Annotated in this window: 13 protein-coding genes, 17 tRNA genes, 2 rRNA genes and 1 riboswitch (1 of these 33 running past the window's edge); of the genes, 28 read left to right on the top strand and 4 right to left on the bottom strand. The window is 39.2% G+C overall.

Annotated features, from left to right (window positions below; all coding sequences use genetic code 11):
- The 18 genes from ABC255_RS24555 to ABC255_RS24470 form a co-directional block, all read left to right on the top strand.
- Window positions 1–461: ribosomal RNA gene (locus tag ABC255_RS24555) — 23S ribosomal RNA — on the top strand (it extends 2,477 nt beyond the left edge of the window).
- A 131-nt stretch (window positions 462–592) separates the two neighbouring features.
- Window positions 593–708 (top strand): 5S ribosomal RNA (gene rrf / locus ABC255_RS24550).
- A gap of 17 nt (window positions 709–725) precedes the next feature.
- A tRNA-Asn gene (locus ABC255_RS24545) sits at window positions 726–800 on the top strand.
- 9 nt (window positions 801–809) lie between these two features.
- Window positions 810–901: transfer RNA gene (locus tag ABC255_RS24540), tRNA-Ser, on the top strand.
- Between the two features lie 20 nt (window positions 902–921).
- Window positions 922–996 (top strand) — tRNA-Glu (locus ABC255_RS24535).
- Between the two features lie 33 nt (window positions 997–1,029).
- Window positions 1,030–1,105: transfer RNA gene (locus ABC255_RS24530), tRNA-Val, on the top strand.
- Window positions 1,106–1,131: 26 nt separating this feature from the next.
- Window positions 1,132–1,205, top strand: a tRNA-Met gene (locus tag ABC255_RS24525).
- A 2-nt stretch (window positions 1,206–1,207) separates the two neighbouring features.
- Window positions 1,208–1,284 (top strand) — tRNA-Asp (locus tag ABC255_RS24520).
- Window positions 1,285–1,310: 26 nt separating this feature from the next.
- A tRNA-Phe gene (locus tag ABC255_RS24515) sits at window positions 1,311–1,386 on the top strand.
- Between the two features lie 25 nt (window positions 1,387–1,411).
- A tRNA-Thr gene (locus tag ABC255_RS24510) sits at window positions 1,412–1,487 on the top strand.
- A 24-nt stretch (window positions 1,488–1,511) separates the two neighbouring features.
- Window positions 1,512–1,596 (top strand) — tRNA-Tyr (locus tag ABC255_RS24505).
- Window positions 1,597–1,632: 36 nt separating this feature from the next.
- Window positions 1,633–1,706 (top strand) — tRNA-Trp (locus ABC255_RS24500).
- Between the two features lie 15 nt (window positions 1,707–1,721).
- Window positions 1,722–1,797 (top strand) — tRNA-His (locus ABC255_RS24495).
- A 30-nt stretch (window positions 1,798–1,827) separates the two neighbouring features.
- Window positions 1,828–1,902: transfer RNA gene (locus tag ABC255_RS24490), tRNA-Gln, on the top strand.
- A gap of 4 nt (window positions 1,903–1,906) precedes the next feature.
- A tRNA-Gly gene (locus ABC255_RS24485) sits at window positions 1,907–1,981 on the top strand.
- A 6-nt stretch (window positions 1,982–1,987) separates the two neighbouring features.
- Window positions 1,988–2,058: transfer RNA gene (locus tag ABC255_RS24480), tRNA-Cys, on the top strand.
- A 37-nt stretch (window positions 2,059–2,095) separates the two neighbouring features.
- A tRNA-Leu gene (locus ABC255_RS24475) sits at window positions 2,096–2,181 on the top strand.
- Between the two features lie 22 nt (window positions 2,182–2,203).
- Window positions 2,204–2,284, top strand: a tRNA-Leu gene (locus ABC255_RS24470).
- Between the two features lie 314 nt (window positions 2,285–2,598).
- On the opposite strand, the gene ABC255_RS24465 is transcribed toward ABC255_RS24470, so the two are convergent.
- Together ABC255_RS24465 and ABC255_RS24460 are read right to left on the bottom strand one after the other, a co-directional pair.
- The gene (locus ABC255_RS24465) at window positions 2,599–3,933 is read right to left on the bottom strand and encodes an MFS transporter (RefSeq protein ID WP_412997578.1); all 1,335 of its coding nucleotides are present in this window, start codon (window positions 3,931–3,933) and stop codon (window positions 2,599–2,601) included.
- A gap of 64 nt (window positions 3,934–3,997) precedes the next feature.
- Window positions 3,998–5,008: a mannonate dehydratase gene (locus tag ABC255_RS24460; RefSeq protein WP_412998625.1), complete on the bottom strand. Its 1,011-nt coding sequence runs from the start codon at window positions 5,006–5,008 to the stop codon at window positions 3,998–4,000.
- Between the two features lie 193 nt (window positions 5,009–5,201).
- Between ABC255_RS24460 and ABC255_RS24455 the strand changes: the two genes are divergently transcribed.
- Together ABC255_RS24455 and ABC255_RS24450 are read left to right on the top strand one after the other, a co-directional pair.
- Complete coding sequence (locus ABC255_RS24455; RefSeq protein ID WP_412997576.1) at window positions 5,202–6,065, top strand: LysR family transcriptional regulator; 864 nt, start codon at window positions 5,202–5,204, stop codon at window positions 6,063–6,065.
- Between the two features lie 242 nt (window positions 6,066–6,307).
- A riboswitch (glycine riboswitch) is annotated at window positions 6,308–6,388 on the top strand.
- A 149-nt stretch (window positions 6,389–6,537) separates the two neighbouring features.
- The gene (locus tag ABC255_RS24450) at window positions 6,538–7,902 is read left to right on the top strand and encodes an amino acid permease (RefSeq protein WP_412997575.1); all 1,365 of its coding nucleotides are present in this window, start codon (window positions 6,538–6,540) and stop codon (window positions 7,900–7,902) included.
- A gap of 114 nt (window positions 7,903–8,016) precedes the next feature.
- Here ABC255_RS24450 and ABC255_RS24445 read toward each other — a convergent pair whose 3' ends face one another.
- Window positions 8,017–8,406 carry a DUF5661 family protein gene (locus tag ABC255_RS24445; RefSeq protein WP_412997573.1) on the bottom strand — a complete coding sequence of 130 codons (390 nt, stop codon included), beginning with the start codon at window positions 8,404–8,406 and terminating at the stop codon, window positions 8,017–8,019.
- A gap of 208 nt (window positions 8,407–8,614) precedes the next feature.
- Between ABC255_RS24445 and ABC255_RS24440 the strand changes: the two genes are divergently transcribed.
- The 4 genes from ABC255_RS24440 to ABC255_RS24425 all read left to right on the top strand — a co-directional run bounded on the left by ABC255_RS24440 (window position 8,615) and on the right by ABC255_RS24425 (window position 12,765).
- On the top strand, window positions 8,615–9,046 hold the full coding sequence (locus tag ABC255_RS24440) for a MarR family winged helix-turn-helix transcriptional regulator (protein ID WP_412997571.1): 432 nt from the start codon (window positions 8,615–8,617) through the stop codon (window positions 9,044–9,046).
- Complete coding sequence (locus ABC255_RS24435; protein ID WP_412997569.1) at window positions 9,027–10,229, top strand: MFS transporter; 1,203 nt, start codon at window positions 9,027–9,029, stop codon at window positions 10,227–10,229. Before ABC255_RS24440 ends, ABC255_RS24435 begins: the two co-directional genes overlap by 20 nt.
- Before the next feature lie 176 nt (window positions 10,230–10,405).
- A complete protein-coding gene (locus ABC255_RS24430) occupies window positions 10,406–12,475 on the top strand; it encodes a DUF4179 domain-containing protein (protein WP_412997567.1) in 2,070 nt (689 codons plus the stop codon).
- Window positions 12,476–12,691: 216 nt separating this feature from the next.
- A tRNA-Gly gene (locus ABC255_RS24425) sits at window positions 12,692–12,765 on the top strand.
- 78 nt (window positions 12,766–12,843) lie between these two features.
- On the opposite strand, the gene ABC255_RS24420 is transcribed toward ABC255_RS24425, so the two are convergent.
- Window positions 12,844–13,515 (bottom strand): B3/B4 domain-containing protein, encoded by a 672-nt coding sequence (locus tag ABC255_RS24420; protein WP_412997565.1) that lies wholly within the window; start codon window positions 13,513–13,515, stop codon window positions 12,844–12,846.
- A 104-nt stretch (window positions 13,516–13,619) separates the two neighbouring features.
- Between ABC255_RS24420 and queG the strand changes: the two genes are divergently transcribed.
- The 4 genes from queG to nfsA all read left to right on the top strand — a co-directional run bounded on the left by queG (window position 13,620) and on the right by nfsA (window position 17,054).
- Window positions 13,620–14,753 carry a tRNA epoxyqueuosine(34) reductase QueG gene (gene queG, locus ABC255_RS24415; RefSeq protein WP_412997563.1) on the top strand — a complete coding sequence of 378 codons (1,134 nt, stop codon included), beginning with the start codon at window positions 13,620–13,622 and terminating at the stop codon, window positions 14,751–14,753.
- 88 nt (window positions 14,754–14,841) lie between these two features.
- A complete protein-coding gene (locus ABC255_RS24410) occupies window positions 14,842–15,708 on the top strand; it encodes an amidase domain-containing protein (RefSeq protein ID WP_412997561.1) in 867 nt (288 codons plus the stop codon).
- A gap of 66 nt (window positions 15,709–15,774) precedes the next feature.
- A complete protein-coding gene (gene trmL, locus ABC255_RS24405; protein WP_335536047.1) occupies window positions 15,775–16,248 on the top strand; it encodes a tRNA (uridine(34)/cytosine(34)/5-carboxymethylaminomethyluridine(34)-2'-O)-methyltransferase TrmL in 474 nt (157 codons plus the stop codon).
- Window positions 16,249–16,304: 56 nt separating this feature from the next.
- On the top strand, window positions 16,305–17,054 hold the full coding sequence (gene nfsA, locus ABC255_RS24400; RefSeq protein WP_412997558.1) for an oxygen-insensitive NADPH nitroreductase: 750 nt from the start codon (window positions 16,305–16,307) through the stop codon (window positions 17,052–17,054).
- Window positions 17,055–17,260: the final 206 nt, after the last annotated feature.

The raw sequence follows: 17,260 nt of genomic DNA, 5'->3' as shown, positions 1-17,260 counted from the left end.
CCCCGGGGATAACAGGCTTATCTCCCCCAAGAGTCCACATCGACGGGGAGGTTTGGCACCTCGATGTCGGCTCATCGCATCCTGGGGCTGTAGTCGGTCCCAAGGGTTGGGCTGTTCGCCCATTAAAGCGGTACGCGAGCTGGGTTCAGAACGTCGTGAGACAGTTCGGTCCCTATCCGTCGTGGGCGCAGGAAATTTGAGAGGAGCTGTCCTTAGTACGAGAGGACCGGGATGGACGCACCGCTGGTGTACCAGTTGTCTTGCCAAAGGCATCGCTGGGTAGCTATGTGCGGACGGGATAAGTGCTGAAAGCATCTAAGCATGAAGCCCCCCTCAAGATGAGATTTCCCATAGCGTCAAGCTAGTAAGAACCCTGAAAGATGATCAGGTTGATAGGTCAGAGGTGGAAGCGTGGTAACATGTGGAGCTGACTGATACTAATCGTTCGAGGACTTAACCAATTTTTTATGGTGAACTCGTTTTTACAACTTCTTCTGAAATTATCTAGTTTTGAGGGAATGAATTTTTTTCAAAAACCTCTTGAAAAATCTCAAAAAGACAGTATAATAAAGATTGTCTTTGAGAAAAGTAGTCTGGTAATAATGGCGAGAAGGTCACACCCGTTCCCATACCGAACACGGAAGTTAAGCTTCTCAGCGCCGATGGTAGTTGGGACTTTGTCCCTGTGAGAGTAGGACGTTGCCAGGCTGCAATTCTATTGTTATTCCGCAGTAGCTCAGTGGTAGAGCTATCGGCTGTTAACCGATCGGTCGTAGGTTCGAGTCCTACCTGCGGAGCCATTCTTTTATGGAGAGCTGTCCGAGTGGCCGAAGGAGCACGATTGGAAATCGTGTAGGCGGGTAACCCTGTCTCAAGGGTTCAAATCCCTTGCTCTCCGCCATAAAACATTAACTTTTTATTGGCCCCTTGGTCAAGTGGTTAAGACACCTCCCTTTCACGGAGGTAACACGGGTTCGAATCCCGTAGGGGTCACCATTACAAGGTTAACACAGTTTAGTTTTAAAATATGGAGGATTAGCTCAGCTGGGAGAGCATCTGCCTTACAAGCAGAGGGTCGGCGGTTCGATCCCGTCATCCTCCACCATGATTATTTCATTGAATTTTTATTGTCGCGGGGTGGAGCAGTCCGGTAGCTCGTCGGGCTCATAACCCGAAGGTCGCAGGTTCAAATCCTGTCCCCGCAATTGGTCTGGTAGTTCAGTTGGTTAGAATGCCTGCCTGTCACGCAGGAGGTCGCGGGTTCGAGTCCCGTCCAGACCGCCATTTTTATTAAAAAGGCGTAATATTGTGGCTCAGTAGCTCAGTCGGTAGAGCAAAGGACTGAAAATCCTTGTGTCGGCGGTTCGATTCCGTCCTGAGCCACCATTTTTATTCTATTGATTATTTGCTTGCCGGTTTAGCTCAATTGGTAGAGCAACTGACTTGTAATCAGTAGGTTGGGGGTTCAAGTCCTCTAGCCGGCACCATTAGGTTGAAACTTCATATTATGTGGAGGGGTAGCGAAGTGGCTAAACGCGGCGGACTGTAAATCCGCTCCCTCCGGGTTCGGCGGTTCGAATCCGTCCCCCTCCACCAATTTTACTTACAATAGTAAAAATAAATTTCCATTATAGGGGTATAGTTTAAAGGTAGAACGAAGGTCTCCAAAACCTTTGGTGTGGGTTCAATTCCTACTACCCCTGCCAATTAATTTTATTATGGCGATTGTGGCGAAGTGGTTAACGCACCTGATTGTGGTTCAGGCATTCGTGGGTTCGATTCCCATCAGTCGCCCCATATAACCATCATTAAAGAAAAATTTATCATTGGGCTATAGCCAAGCGGTAAGGCATCGCACTTTGACTGCGACATGCGTTGGTTCAAATCCAGCTAGCCCAGCCAATTCGCGGAAGTAGTTCAGTGGTAGAACACCACCTTGCCAAGGTGGGGGTCGCGGGTTCGAATCCCGTCTTCCGCTCCATCATATGGCGGCATAGCCAAGTGGTAAGGCAGAGGTCTGCAAAACCTTTACCACCGGTTCGAATCCGGTTGCCGCCTTCATTCTTTCTTAAGATTTAATAGCGCATATTATTGCGCCGGGGTGGCGGAACTGGCAGACGCACAGGACTTAAAATCCTGCGGTAGGTGACTACCGTACCGGTTCGATTCCGGTCCTCGGCATTATCTTTACAAATTTTATTTTGCCGGTGTGGCGGAATTGGCAGACGCGCACGACTCAAAATCGTGTTCCTCTGGAGTGTCGGTTCGACCCCGACCACCGGTATCTAAAAACACCCACAAATGTTGTTAAATCAGCATTTGTGGGTGTTTTTTTCTTCAGTAAAATAGTCATCTGGTTCCCTTTGAACCCGAAGAAACATGCAAGAGGGATCAGAAGTCCATCTGGTCTTAGGTAATTGAAATCGACCATTGAATGTTTAGCTGATATGTGTGGACGAAAACAAAAAAAAGTATGTCTTTCTGTGAATTGTTTTGGCTATTTAACAATCTCACAAGAAGAACATACTTTTTCATTTTTATTAAACTCTTTTTACTTATCGCAGAGTGATTTCATTTTTCTTTTGCTCTCCCGTTTTCCTAAACTGCCTGTTTTGTATTGGGCAGGCTTTCTTCGGGAAGTTCAATTCTCCTAGGTTTATTAACGATAAAGATATAGGATAGAGCTCCGACAAGAAGGATACTCGCCACAAAAACTAAAGCACCACTAAAGGACTGCGTCTTGCTTAAGATAATTCCAATGACAATAGGTGTAACAATTCCTGCTATATTTCCAATTGTATTAAATATTCCACCTGTTACTCCTAAAAGCTCTTTAGGTGCCATGTCTCCAACAAGAGTCCAAGTAAGTCCAGCTAGTCCTTTTGCGAAGAACGCAACTGACATTATAACAATAATTGCTACCGTAGACTGTGTATAGTTTGCTAACACAATGGTGCTTGAAAGAAGGAATCCTGTAATAATCGGAGTTTTACGAGCTACTGCTAAGGATTTTCCTTTTTTCAATAATGTGTCAGAAACGAAGCCGCCAATAATCCCTCCAACAAACGCAGCTAAAAATGGAATCGATGCGATAAAACCAACCTTAATTATAGACAAGCCTTTTTCTTGAACCAGATAGGTCGGGAACCAGGTTAGGAAAAACCAAACAATGGTATTTAATGCGTATTGTCCAATGTAAATTCCAATCATTTGTCTGTTTGTTAGTAATAATCGGATATGCGCCCATTTTACTTTTGTCTTCTTTTCTCCAGCATCTGCGAAGCCGCCGCCATCTTTAATATAGTTGATTTCTTGCTGGTTAACGCGTGGATGGTCGGATGGGTCACGGACTAGCTTAAACCAGAAGAAAGACAAAATCATTCCAATTCCACCGGCAAAATAGAAAATATAATTCCAGCCCATTTTCTGCAAAAGCCATGCTAATACTGGTGTAAAAAGAGCTAACCCGAAATATTGTGCTGAGTTATAAATCGCTACTGCTCTGCCTCGTTCATGCTGAGGGAACCACATCGTTGTCATTCTGCTATTTGCAGGAAACGAAGGTGCTTCCGCAATTCCGACGATAAATCTTAAGAGGAATAAGGTAAGAAAACTGCCGACAAATCCTTGAAAAAAGGTGAATAAAGACCAAACAAATAGACCAATACCATATACTTTACGTGCTCCAAACCGATCAAGCAGCCAGCCGCCTGGTATTTGAAAAAACGTATAGGCCCAGTTAAATGCAGAAAAGGCAAGACCTAGTTTTACAGCATCTAAATAGAGATCCTCTTTCATAATCGGTGCAGCAACACTTAAAGCCGAACGGTCAATATAATTAATGACTGTTGTAACAAATAATATGGCAAGAATTAAATAACGTGCATTACTTTTTCCCGCATAGGAATTGGTTGATTTTGCATTTCCACTCATTTATTGTTCCTCCTCTTATTGTTAAATAGATTATCAGAACCTCTTTGGATTTTTATGACTCCAATTAACCTTTGAATTCTACTAATGCAGCGAGGAGAGCTTTTATATATCCGATTGAATACACATAGCCAATATTGTTATAGTTCCATTGAATACAAGTGTTGGGCCAACTTGGGTTGTGTTCAATTTGAACCCCTTCAAGGATTGGAACATGGTCCGGATTCAAGCAGCCGTTATAGCCGACTTTATCTAGTTCAAGTAAAACCTTAAACATGTTCATATCACCGTCATCTAGAAGTGCTTCCTCAAAAGCCTTTGTGGTTGGCAGGCTTCCTCTGACATTACGGAAATGAACGAGAAAAATCTTATCTTTTCTGCCATAGTTGTTAATTTCATTTAATACAAGGGAACTTCCGCCTTCCTCTGCTCTTGTTCCAACACAGTAAATATAGCCGACATTCTTGCTTGGGAATGCATCTATGAGACGGTGATAGCCTAGACCTCCAAATAGAGTCTCAGGATGCGGTGCATCTGAAGGATGCATTCCTAGTAGTACATTACAGTCTTCAGCGACTGGAACCATTTCTGTATAAGCATCACAGAAACGCTGCCACACATGTTCATATTCCTCTACCGTCGGATGAGTAAAGGTTTCCTTTGTAAACCCTAGACTTTCTCCCCGAGCAATCATTCCACCTCTCTGAAAGGAACGGTATTTAGTTGTTAAATGCGGGAATACATCTCCTTCAAATCTTTGTCTAACAAGTGGCACTCTGGCTTCACCAAAAACTTTTATCGCATTTATTGAGTTTTCTAGTTCTTTCTCACTGCCGGGTTCATTATTCATAAATTTCATAGTCATATCAGGCAAAGTTACACGATTGATATCCATTCCATAAGAACGAATTCTTCTTCTTAACTTCAACAATTGGTCTAAATCGGGATAGCCTTGTTCTTTTACACCAGCAAAAGCAGAACCTTTTCCAAAGTCGATGCAGTCTACACCTAACTGACTTAATTGCCGTAAATCTCCATCTGTTAAATCTGTTGTATACGATGTGATTGATATTTTCATCACGGTTACATCATCCCTTCTATATGGAACTATTAAATGGTCAAAATATAGACACTAAAAAATATCTTTTAACTTCATAAAAAACCGGTTCGTTATAGTAAGATTGTAGTATGAATTCGGTTTCAACGAAAATACTCGTTTTTTATAGCAAAAGCATAAGGAATTTTATAGCAAAAAAGGGAGGGTGCTGTAAATGGACTTTCGAGATTTGGCAATTCTACAAGTTATCTATGAAGAAAAGAACATAAAAAAGGCAGCAGACCGATTGTTTATTTCGCAGCCTGCAATTACGTATCGGATTCATCAATTGGAAAAGGAACTTAATATAGACCTGCTTATAAGGGGGAATAAAGGAGTTCAATTCACTTTGCAGGGGGAATTTCTGGTTGAAAGTTCAAAAAATCTATTACATCAAAGAGACAATCTTATCGAACAGGTACAAAATATGGGGAACGAAGTCCAAGGTACGTTGCGACTTGGTGCTGCCAATAATTTTGCTATCTACATGCTGCCTCCTATTCTAGCTAGCTTTACTAAAGCATTTCCTAAGGTGAAAATTCAACTTAAAACTGGTTTAGGAAGAGAGATTATGAAGCTATTAGAGGATGGAGAAATTCATATTGGAATTGAAAGTGCAGGACATAAATGGGGAGAGCAAAAAGTGCTAATCGATCGAAATACTATTTGTTTGATTTCCAAAAATAAAATCTCCATGGAAGACCTTCCAAATCAAAACCTTATTTATATCGCTACTCCTGCTATTAAGAGGGTGTTTACTAGCTGGTGGCAAAAAAACTTCGCAACTGATCCATTGATTACAATGGAAACTGATTATGTAGAAACCTGTAAAAAGATGGTTATAAACGGTTTAGGGGTTGCCTTTGTTCCTTCTTTTTGTCTTGAGCCAAGTGACTCATTACATATAATTGATTTAGAGACAGTTGAAAATGAAGAATTTGTCCTTGAAAGTTGGATGAATTATCGAGAATCAACAAAGGATTTATCAGTGGTTAGAGAATTTATTAATTTCATAACAACTACTTCAGTTTATTCTTAGGTTTCAAACGTTTCTTACATATGGTAAGAGGCGTTTTGCTTTTTGAGATGTGTTTAATTATATTTTTCTAGATACCTTTAAAGAGGTCCATTGAGTGGCAAATATGAAATAAAAGAATGTAATATGGTTTTGTTGTTGACAAATTATTTAACTACTATTAAAATAATAAAATATTGAAAATATTATTTCAGTAAAAAATTTAATAATTAGCAGCTATGAATGCTATGGATCAAACTATAGCAGGAGCAGCTTCTGGAGAGACCGCAGTAATACCGCGGCGCCGAAGGGTTCACAATCTCAGGCAAAAGGACAGAAGAGTACTGAATATTTATTTGTCGTGCAGATAATCTTTAGCATGACAACTATTATTTGTTATTCTTAGACCTAAGAGATTGGAGAACTTCCAATCTCTTTTTTTATTGGGATAATTTATTGATCATCGTTTCACATTATTTTTAAGGAGGAAACAGGTATGGCACAGCAAGAATTAAAGAGGGATTTAAAAAATCGGCATGTTCAATTAATTGCAATTGGCGGTACTATTGGTACTGGATTATTCTTAGGTTCAGGTAAAGCAATTCAACTGGCAGGACCATCCATCATCCTTGCTTATTTAATCGTGGGTATTGCCGTCTTTTTTGTTATGAGGGCGCTGGGAGAACTTCTGCTGTCTAAAGCGGGTTATCAATCTTTTACAGACATTGCGGAAGATTATCTTGGACCTCGGGCAGCGTTTGTAACTGGCTGGACGTATTGGTTTTGTTGGATTATGGTTGCTATGGCTGATGTTATTGCAGTTGGAGTCTATGTACAGTATTGGTTTGATATTCCACAATGGGTACCTGCTATCATCAGTTTAATCATCTTATTAGGACTCAATCTATTAACGGTAAAGCTTTTTGGAGAATTGGAGTTTTGGTTTGCTTTAATAAAAGTAATTACGATTGTCGTATTAATTGGCATTGGGGTTATTTTGCTAGTCATGGGATTCAAGACCGATGCAGGAACGGTATCAGTGCAAAATCTTTGGGAACATGGTGGCCTGTTTCCAAACGGAATTTCAGGTTTCTTGCTTTCATTCCAAATGGTCGTGTTTGCATATGTCGGTGTTGAATTAGTGGGTGTATCCGCAGCGGAAACCTCAAATCCAGAAAAAAACATCCCATCAGCTATTAATAAAATTCCTGCAAGAATTCTTTTTTTCTACGTTGGTGCATTGATTATCCTATTATGTGTGAATCCATGGACAGAGCTAAATGCAGCGGAAAGTCCGTTTGTTAAAACGTTTAGTTTAGTCGGAATTCCAATAGCCGCAGGAATTATTAATTTTGTCGTATTAACTTCAGCCGCTTCTGCTTGTAACAGCGGTTTGTTTTCAACAAGCCGGATTCTTTTCAATTTAAGCAAAAATGATCAGGCGCCATCCAATTTTGCAAAACTGAATAAAAATTATGTACCAAGCAACGCATTATTGACATCCACGCTTGTGGTATCAGTCGGTGCACTTTTAAGTAAACTTATTCCGGCACAAGCTTTTGGAATAGTAACAACCATTAGTGCGATTTGTTTTATTTGGGTCTGGGGAGTCATTCTCCTTTGTCATATAAAATACAAGAAAACACAGCCGCAGTTACAGGCAAAATCAACATTTAAAGCACCATTCACACCATTTATTAATTATGCTGTCCTAACGTTGTTTGCAATAATTCTCATCATTATGATGGTTGCGGAAGAAACACGCCCTGCCTTATTGTTGACACCGCTATGGTTTGTACTGTTATTTATTTTGTATTCTAATAGAAGAAAAAAGGATAAAGATATCAAACTATCAGCATAGAAGCAAATATAAAAGAGCGCTTTTCACATTGAAAGGCGCTCTTTTGTTGGTAATCACTTATTTACACTAAAACTGAGTGACTCAAAGGTTTGTACATTTAAGTTACCCAATTAATTATTTTTTCCAATAGGCCTTTGCTTCTTCCTCAAGTACCTTTAATCTTTTGTAGTAATCAGGAAACTCATTAAGATGAGCCAATGCAATTTTTCCAGTAGCAATTGGATCATCTCCTGTGACATTAGTTTGGCTGGATATTTTTCCATGTTCAAGCTCTATATTTACTCCCATCCAAAACTCATCTAAATCAAACTTGCTTTTATTAAAATCAATTCCTAAAAGTAAAGCAATTGCTGCTGCTTCCTCTTTAGAGAAGGATTTAACCCTCGTTGCAGAACGATTATTTCTATACCGGTAGGGACTTCCATTGATTAGATATTGATATTGCATAGGATTGTAAGAACCGTGATAGAAGTGGTTCAAATATGGACGATAATAGTAGTACAAAGCACATCTCTCCTAAAAAGGTAGTTATCAACAATATACGTTAGGTACCAATTTATGAGCATGTCTTCTTGAGTAAATAGGATCTCATTATGATTCAGTCAAGTGCTGGATAAGCCATACCACTTGACTTTTCTTTATAAAAAACATATGGTTATCTTCGGTAACAGTTATCTATGGTAACTATTTTACGTGTGAGGGGGAGAGAGAATTGGAAGGTTTTTTTCAGCGTTATTTAAGTCTGTATAGACCACTTATAACTAGATTGAATGAACTAATGAGTACTTATGAGCTTTCTTATTCTTTATGGCAAGTAATTTTTTATATAAAAAACAATGGACCTTCGACACTTGTAGATATTGCAAATCAATATAATGTTGAAAAACCAACCGTTACCAGGAGGGTTCAACGTTTGGAAGGTCTACAAATTGTGAAGCAAATTCCTGGTATGGATAGGCGAGAAAAGGTCATTCAGTTAACAGAAGTAGGAGAAGAGGTTTACCAGGCATGTAGAAAAGAAATAACGGATTTAGAAAATAGGGTTATGGATGGTATCGCTAATGAAGAGCAAATGATTACGTTTCAAACTCTTCCTAAAATACAGGGAAATATTATGAAAGGCGATGGAAGAAAAAGTGAGTAAACCTAAATTATGGACAAAGGATTTTATCATTGTATCCAGCGTCAATTTTTTGTTAACGTTAGTCTTTTATTTATTAATCGTGATAATAGGTGTTTATGCGGTAGATGAATATCATGCTTCTGCAAGCCAGGCCGGGCTTGTTACCGGGATTTTCATAGTTGGAACACTAATTGGGCGTCTGTTTATTGGCCGCAGTATCGATTCAATTGGTCGTAAAAGAACGTTGTTTATTGGATTAATTCTTTATATTTTAACAACGTCTTTATATTTTATCCATTTGGGTATTACATTCCTGCTAATTACCCGGTTATTACATGGTATTACTCTGGGGATCGCAAGCACAGCAACAGGAACGATTGTGGCTCAGATTATCCCGAATAGAAGAAAAGGAGAAGGTATTGGCTATTACAGTATGAGTACGACATTGGCTACAGCAATCGGACCTTTCATTGGGCTATATATGAGCCAACATACAAGTACTCAATTAATTTTTGGTCTGTGCTTTGCTTTAGGAATCTTCAGTCTAATTACAGCTTTCTTTGTGTCTGTGCTACCACTAGAAACAGCAAACAAGCCATCAGAAATAAAAGGACTCAAACTCTCTCATTTTATTGAGCCAAAGGCAGTTCCGATTGCATTGATTACATTAGTTATAGCGTTCTGTTATTCAAGTGTTCTCTCTTTTATTAATTTCTATGCAATTGAAATTAACATGGTTCGTGCAGCAAGTTTCTTCTTTCTAGTGTATTCATTAGCAGTATTAGTTTCACGTCCATTCACAGGCCGTTTAATGGACGTCAAAGGGGCAAACTATGTGATGTATCCGGCCTTTGTTCTTTTTGCAGCAGGAATGCTGCTTTTAGGTTTCGCTCACAGCAGCACCTCTTTGTTAGTAGCGGGTATATTTATTGGACTAGGATTTGGTAATATGCAGTCATGCACACAGGCTATTGCTGTTAAGCTGACTCCCCCTCAACGTATGGGTCTTGCCACTTCTACTTTCTTCATATTTCTTGACGCAGGTCTGGGGTTCGGTCCTTATTTGCTTGGATTCGCTCTCCCATACTCAAGCTATAGTACTCTTTATATAATCCTAGGAGCTGTAGTGTTGATTTCTTCTGCTCTTTACTATTTACTGCATGGTAAGAAAGAGAGAGCTAGTACCAATGTTTTAGCTCGATAATAAATTAAGAAGGGACATCTCGTAATAAGAGATGTTCCTTCTTTATTTTAATGGAAAACGGTTTAGAAAAATTCAAGAAAGAGGAAATTTAAGTAAATTGTCGAATAAAGCATAGAGCGGCCTATTGAAGAGATAGAAAATGGTTTATTGAGTATGGTAAAGGGGGGAACACAACTATGATCCCAAAAATAGATTCAAATTTAACCACATCAATTATAGAAAAAGACATGGATTCCATCGTTGATTGGTTCGATGAGCATAGACAATCGTTCTATACGCTTGGTTGGTCCTATCTTAGGAATCAGCACCAAATGGAGGAGCTTTTTTATAATACTATTGTAAAAGTCCATAAAGAATGGCCGCGATTTAAAAGTAAAACATCATTTGAAACGTGGGTTACATCCATTTTCATACAAACCTGTCGAGAGCTTTCTAATGGGAGGAGTTTAAAAGTTCCAAAGGAAAGTGAACCGCAACAGGAGTTGTTTAACGCACTTGATCAATTGAAAGAGAACGAGAGAGAAGCGATGGTCCTTACATATATAAAAGGAATCTCTAAGGAGGAAGGTGCAAAACTACTCCAAGTTTCTGTGGAAAAGATGAAAGAGCTTTTGTTTTCGGGGATTCAGTCATTTCGCAAAGTAATGGGGGATAGAGCAACCTATAATGGCTGTAAGCAGTATCATGAGGGTTACATCGATTACCTAGAAAGAACTCTAGACCGACCAAGAAAGATTGATTTAGAGAAACATCTATATCATTGCGAAGAGTGTCAGGAGGATTTGGCGGCATTTCAGGAAGTCATGGTAACCTTGGTAAATCTTACTGAAAAGATGGAAGAATTACATGTGCCATCTGGTTTCATGGAGAAGGTGAAAGATAGGCTGGCAGAAAACGAGAAGCATAGACAACGGAAGAACAAGAAACGTATAAGAAAAGGTCTTGTTTTTGCAGGTGTATTCGCATTATTAATGAGTATAGAAGTTTTTACAAGGGTGTTTTCCAACCTCTACTATACATGGATAGAAGAAGACCAGGAATTGCGTACATTTCTTCAGAAGGACCTTGGTGAAAGTCTTTACCTTGAAGCGGAGAGCAATGGGGTGAAAATCAAGATTAAAAGTGCAATTGCGGATGATGTTCAGACACTTGTTTTTTATGAAATTGAAGATACAGAAGATAACAATCAATATGTGATGGACAATTTTGAAGGGGTTTTTGTGGAGAACCAAAATAAAATCATGAGTCCTGAAGGATATCTAGGCTACTATCCTCCCGACCTTGAATCGGATCTAAATACCAAAGAAAAGAACGTGTATCAAGGGAAGATTAGTCTGCTTCCACTCACAAAAGAAAACGGGACAATCAAACTGAAGATCACAAAGCTTCAAAAATTGATTCGTGATTCCTCTGCTCCCAATGGTATTAGGGCTTACGAGAACATGGAATATGAAACAGGGGAGTGGAACTTCGAAATTCCTGTAACAAAACAGCCTTCTGTTGATTATGATTTGGATGAAGAAATAGAAGTCGAGGGAATTCCGGTTCGATTTGATAAACTAACCATAGCTCCCACTGCAACAGTTCTGCATTATGCTATTAATAATGAACGGCCAGGGAAGCGAATTGACAATCTTAATTTTGACAATCTAGAAGTGAACAACAAAAAAATGAAAGCTGATATGTATGGCAGATCTTTTGTAGAAACACATCAAGTTGGAAATTGGTTTACTTTTCAAAGACACTTTGATCCTCTTTTTGGAGAAAAGCCAAAGGAGGTCAACATTCAGCTCGAATCTATTAATTTAACTTTTGGAGATCAAAAAACCATCGAACTGGATGGTTCTATAGGATATCCTCAAACCTTTGAATATGCAGGCAGTACTATCTCCATTGACAAGGTGGAAGTTGGACAGCGGACTAAAGTAGTCATAAGCGATTATGCAATTGAGAATCGTGCTTATGAGTCGTTTCAATACCAGGTTGTAACTGAAGATGAAAATGAAGTTAGTTTAATGGAGATGAATTCTGAAGGAGTACTCATTGATAAAAACGGGGTGAAATACGATATGAATGAATCTGTCCCATATGAAGAAATCGAGCAACCCCGTCATTTCATTACAGTTCAAAGCACGGAGTTACAAAGTAACACCGCAGGAGAAAAAATAACTCCTAAAAGGCTAGAGATTTATGGATATAATGCAACAAAGTATTTGGATGATGTTATAAAGATTTCTTTGGAATAACAATTAATGTATTTGTAATTTATCTAAGGAAAAATTTTATTATTGGTATTTATACTTTTACATTGGCATATCATTAAACAACAATGTCCAATCGGACGTTTTTGTTTAATGATTTTTTTCGACAAAAAACGCAAAATTCGCTTGACGATGGGGAAAAAACTTTGTATTATAATAAATGTGTTTAAATTCTTTAACTTTTGTTAATAATTATTTTGTGCGGGTGTAGTTTAATGGTAAAACCTCAGCCTTCCAAGCTGATGTCGTGAGTTCGATTCTCATCACCCGCTCCATACATATTACCAAACGCAGTGTATCGTTACTAGAGAACGATGCATTGCGTTTTTTTATTTTTTTGAAAAATAGACGCCTTATCGGCATCCAAGTATATAAAAGCTTGCATCGCCGCCATGAATTTGTGTAAACATCTTCATCAATGACTCTGTCAGTCTTTCAGCACTTTTCACTTCTGTAGAAGGCTGTAAATAGATGATCTGCAGTGCGTTTTTCGTTGTTTCTGTAACGGGAGCTCTGTTGGAATCTACAAAAGGACTGCCGAATGGTCCAAGCTGGTCGGATGAGACAATCAGGTTTTCTAATGAATTCATCCGTCCATTCAGTCCTAAATATTCGTCTCCTGCGTTACCGACCTCAATCGTAATAGGTCCCTTTAATTGATCGCCATCATAAATACCGATCGGCACTTGATATTGTAGCGAGAAAAAGTTATTGATATCAATTGCACTTTGAACCGTGGTAAGATAATTCTGTTTCTGGACTCTGCGGTATAGAGCTTCTGCTGAATGGCGATAACGATTAGGGTCTTTGCCAAATGTTTTAAAAATACTGCGCCATTCTTTAATTCCTGGCAACTCTGTTAGATTCTTATTTTCTAAATCAAAGTAAATTGATTCTTGAAAAAGCTGAAGTCTTCCTTTAACCATTTGTGGGGAATCGCCTACGGTAATTTCTTTGTATTCAATGACTCCAAGCTTAAAATTAGGAATCTTGCTAATAATTTCTGAGGAAAGCTGAATTTCCAATGATTCCACCTCCAAAATTTTATAAAAATAGTTTATCATAATGAGATGTGAACGAAAAATTAGCGGCTTACTATAGATATTTTAAAAGAAGGGAGGTAACTTGAATGAAAATTGATCAATTGAAGGAAGAAATCATTGCTTATAGTAAAACGATTGGCATTGATAAAATAGGTTTTACCACGGCTGACCCTTTCACTGAGTTGAAAAATAGACTGATTCGGCAGCAGGAACTTGGGTATCAATCAGGTTTTGAAGAGCCCGATATTGAAAAACGTGTGACACCAGCCTTATTACTTCCAGAACCACGTTCGATTATTTCTATAGCTTTGGCATATCCTTCGAAAATGAAAATTCGGGTTGAAGGGAAAAGAGGCGAGCGAAGAGGATTTTTTTCCCGTGCTTCATGGGGATTAGATTATCATCATATTTTGCGCGATCGGTTAAAAAAGCTGGAAGAGTTTATTTTAGCAAAAGTACCGGATGCTCGTCTTAAATCAATGGTCGATACAGGGGAACTATCTGACCGTGCAGTTGCCGTGAGGGCTGGGATTGGCTGGAGCGGTAAAAACTGTGGTGTCATAACGCCTGAGTTTGGCTCCTACGTATATCTGGGTGAAATGATTACCAGCATTCCTTTTGCTCCTGATTCACCGATGGAGGACCAATGCGGTTCCTGTACGGCATGTATCGAAGCCTGCCCGACGGGAGCGTTGGTACAGGGTGGACAAATTAATGCTCAGCGCTGTATAGCCTTTTTAACACAAACTAAATCCGTAATTCCTGAGGAATTTAGAGAAAGAATAGGCAACCGCGTGTATGGGTGTGATTCCTGCCAAACGTCCTGCCCAGTCAATAAAGGGAAGGATTTTCATTTTCATGAGGAAATGGAGGCAGACCCCGAGATAGCAAAGCCATTGTTGAGACCGTTGTTAAAAATGAGCAATCGTGAATTTAAGAACAAATTTGGATCAGTAGCAGGATCGTGGAGAGGCAAAAAGCCGATTCAGCGCAATGCAATCATCGCGCTTGCACATTTCAAGGACGAAAGTGCCATTCCGGATTTACTAGGTGTATTAGAAAATGAAACTAGTACTGTCCTAAAGGAAACCGCGGCATGGGCACTCTGGAAAATTGGCAGTCCGGAAGCGGGTAAGGCACTGGAAAAAGCAGCAGAACAAGAAGACGATTTAGAAGTGAAGAGTGAAATTGAAAAAAATCTACTAAAACTAAAGAACTAAATGAGCTATGGACATTCTGTCTTTGCTCATTTTTTTTGATTAAATTTCCCTTCTGTACATATGTATGAAAAAGAAGGGGGAGATGAAGGTGGATCAATCACTCCAAGAATTGTTTAATGACCGAGTTGAACAATTTGTTTCAAAGAGTAAGAGGCTATCTGGGAATTATGAAAAGGCCGAGCAGAAGCTAGAATCTCTAACGAAACGTTCCGCAGAAATCGTCAAGGTGAAAGCTCGAGGGAACATTATTAATCAATCCGTAGACGGGGACTTTCAAACCACGCTCTACCAGGTTCATTACCAATACCTGATTAGACAAAAAGGAACGCTATATCAGGAGGAAGAAGTAGAAGTACGAATGTGCAAGTTTTTTAAAAATGATTTGATTATGGATAAAGAACTGAATCCTTATGCAAAGCGGCCTGAGTTGGAAATCATGGCAGAGGATGAAAACGAGGAGCGGAATAGTTACCAGTATAATCGTTTAAAAGCTGTTCAATATGCAGAACGCTGGTGGAATAGCCACAATCCCGCCTATAAGGCGTTTGAAAACAACTGTACGAATTATATCTCTCAATGTCTTCACGCAGGCGGAGCGCCGATGAGAGGGTATCCGGGCAAAGGAACAGGATGGTGGTTCCGAAATAACAATTGGAGTTACAGCTGGACAGTGGCTCATTCATTACGGTTGTATTTGGGTAATTCGAAAAGTGGCTTAAGGGCGAGGGAAGTCAGCAGCCCTGACCAATTATTATTGGGGGATGTCATCTGCTATGATTTCGAGGGGGATGGCCGATTTAACCATAACACAATGGTAACAGGTAAGGATGCCTATGGAATGCCGCTTGTTAATGCAAATACGTATAACAGCCGTATGCGGTACTGGGCCTATGAAGATTCTTCGGCGTACACACCCAATATTAAATATAAATTTTTCACGATTGTGGGTGGTTGAGAAAATTTGTTTGGTTAGTCGATAATGGTATAATGGTAAAAGAGTTTTTTTTATGAGGTGAGATTCTTGGCAATACATGTAGTTCTATATCAGCCGCAAATACCTTCAAACACAGGAAACATCGCAAGAACCTGTGCTGGAACTGATACATCCTTACATTTGATTCGTCCATTAGGGTTTTCTACTGATGATAAAATGTTAAAAAGGGCAGGATTGGATTATTGGGAATTCGTAAACATTGTTTATTATGATTCTCTGGATGACTTTTATCAGAAGAATGAAGGCGCAGAGTTTTTTTATATCACGAAATTTGGTGAGAAGGCTTATAGTTCCTTTGACTATAGTAATCGTGATAAAGATTATTTTTTCATTTTTGGCCGTGAAACGACCGGGCTGCCGAAAGATGTGATAGAAAATAATAAGGATGTCAGCCTGAGGATCCCGATGAATGACAATATTCGTTCACTAAATTTATCGAACACCGCTGCGATTCTAATCTATGAAGCGTTGCGCCAGCAAGATTATGGTCATTTAAAATAAAACGTGAGAGGCCGAGCATAAGGCCTCTTTTTGCTAAATAGAAAGGAAGTATATCAATGAATGAAACCATTACTACTATATTAAATCATCGATCTATCCGTGATTTTAAGGACAAGCAGTTAAGTGATGAACAAATCAAAACAATTGTTACTAGTGCCCAAGCTGCCTCTACATCTAGTTTTATTCAGGCCTATTCGATAATTGGCATAAAGGATAAGGAAAAGAAGCGAAAACTTGCTGAGATAGCGGGTAACCAGGAATATGTGGCACAGAATGGTCATCTGTTTGTGTTTTGCGCCGATTTAAACCGCCATGAACGCATTGGAGAAAAGGAAGGGAAGGATATACTAGCTTCCATTGAAAGTACAGAGAAATTTATGGTGGCGCTAATCGATGCGGCGTTGGCAGCTCAAAATGCAGCAATTGCTGCGGAATCGATGGGGCTCGGTATTTGTTACATAGGTGGAATCCGCAATAATCTTGAGGCAGTGAAGGAATTATTAAAAACACCAGAGAGAGTCATTCCTCTTTTCGGTATGACAGTCGGTTATCCGGAACGCACTAATGACCAAAAACCAAGACTGCCGCTAGAGCATGTTTATCATGAAGAAGAGTATCAACAGGACAAAGAAATCTACTTAAGCCAGCTTCAACAATACGACCAAATCATCTCTACCTATTATGAACAGCGCACTGACGGTAAGAGAAAAGATCACTGGACAGAGCAAATGGCAAAAATGCTTGAAAAACAAACGCGGATGTATATGAAAGAATTTGTTCAAAAAAACAAGATGGATTTGAGATAAAAGCGTACAGCTTTTACAAAAACCAAATAGGTTTTTAAAAAAATAAGGGCTGCCAATTAGGCAGCCTATTTTGATGGAAAATATTATTTATTTGAACCTGGCTTATCATTATAACCTGCTGTAAAGATAGCTGCTAGAAAAGCCACCATAACTAAAACAATTAAAAAAGTTCCCATGCTTATGTAAAGCCTCCTTAATTTTAAGAT

Origin of the sequence: Neobacillus canaveralius (assembly GCF_047237705.1) — a bacterium.
Taxonomy (GTDB): Bacteria; Bacillota; Bacilli; order Bacillales; family Cytobacillaceae; genus Neobacillus; species Neobacillus niacini_K.
This window is presented reverse-complemented; position numbering and strand designations above follow the sequence as displayed.

Coding starts and splice junctions, on each gene's coding strand:
- ABC255_RS24460 (WP_412998625.1), bottom strand. CDS start 5,008: ATGAAAATATCAATCACATCGTATACAACAGATTTAACAGATGGAGAT.
- ABC255_RS24430 (WP_412997567.1), top strand. CDS start 10,406: ATGATCCCAAAAATAGATTCAAATTTAACCACATCAATTATAGAAAAA.
- ABC255_RS24435 (WP_412997569.1), top strand. CDS start 9,027: ATGGAAGAAAAAGTGAGTAAACCTAAATTATGGACAAAGGATTTTATC.
- queG (WP_412997563.1), top strand. CDS start 13,620: ATGAAAATTGATCAATTGAAGGAAGAAATCATTGCTTATAGTAAAACG.
- nfsA (WP_412997558.1), top strand. CDS start 16,305: ATGAATGAAACCATTACTACTATATTAAATCATCGATCTATCCGTGAT.
- ABC255_RS24455 (WP_412997576.1), top strand. CDS start 5,202: ATGGACTTTCGAGATTTGGCAATTCTACAAGTTATCTATGAAGAAAAG.
- ABC255_RS24465 (WP_412997578.1), bottom strand. CDS start 3,933: ATGAGTGGAAATGCAAAATCAACCAATTCCTATGCGGGAAAAAGTAAT.
- ABC255_RS24450 (WP_412997575.1), top strand. CDS start 6,538: ATGGCACAGCAAGAATTAAAGAGGGATTTAAAAAATCGGCATGTTCAA.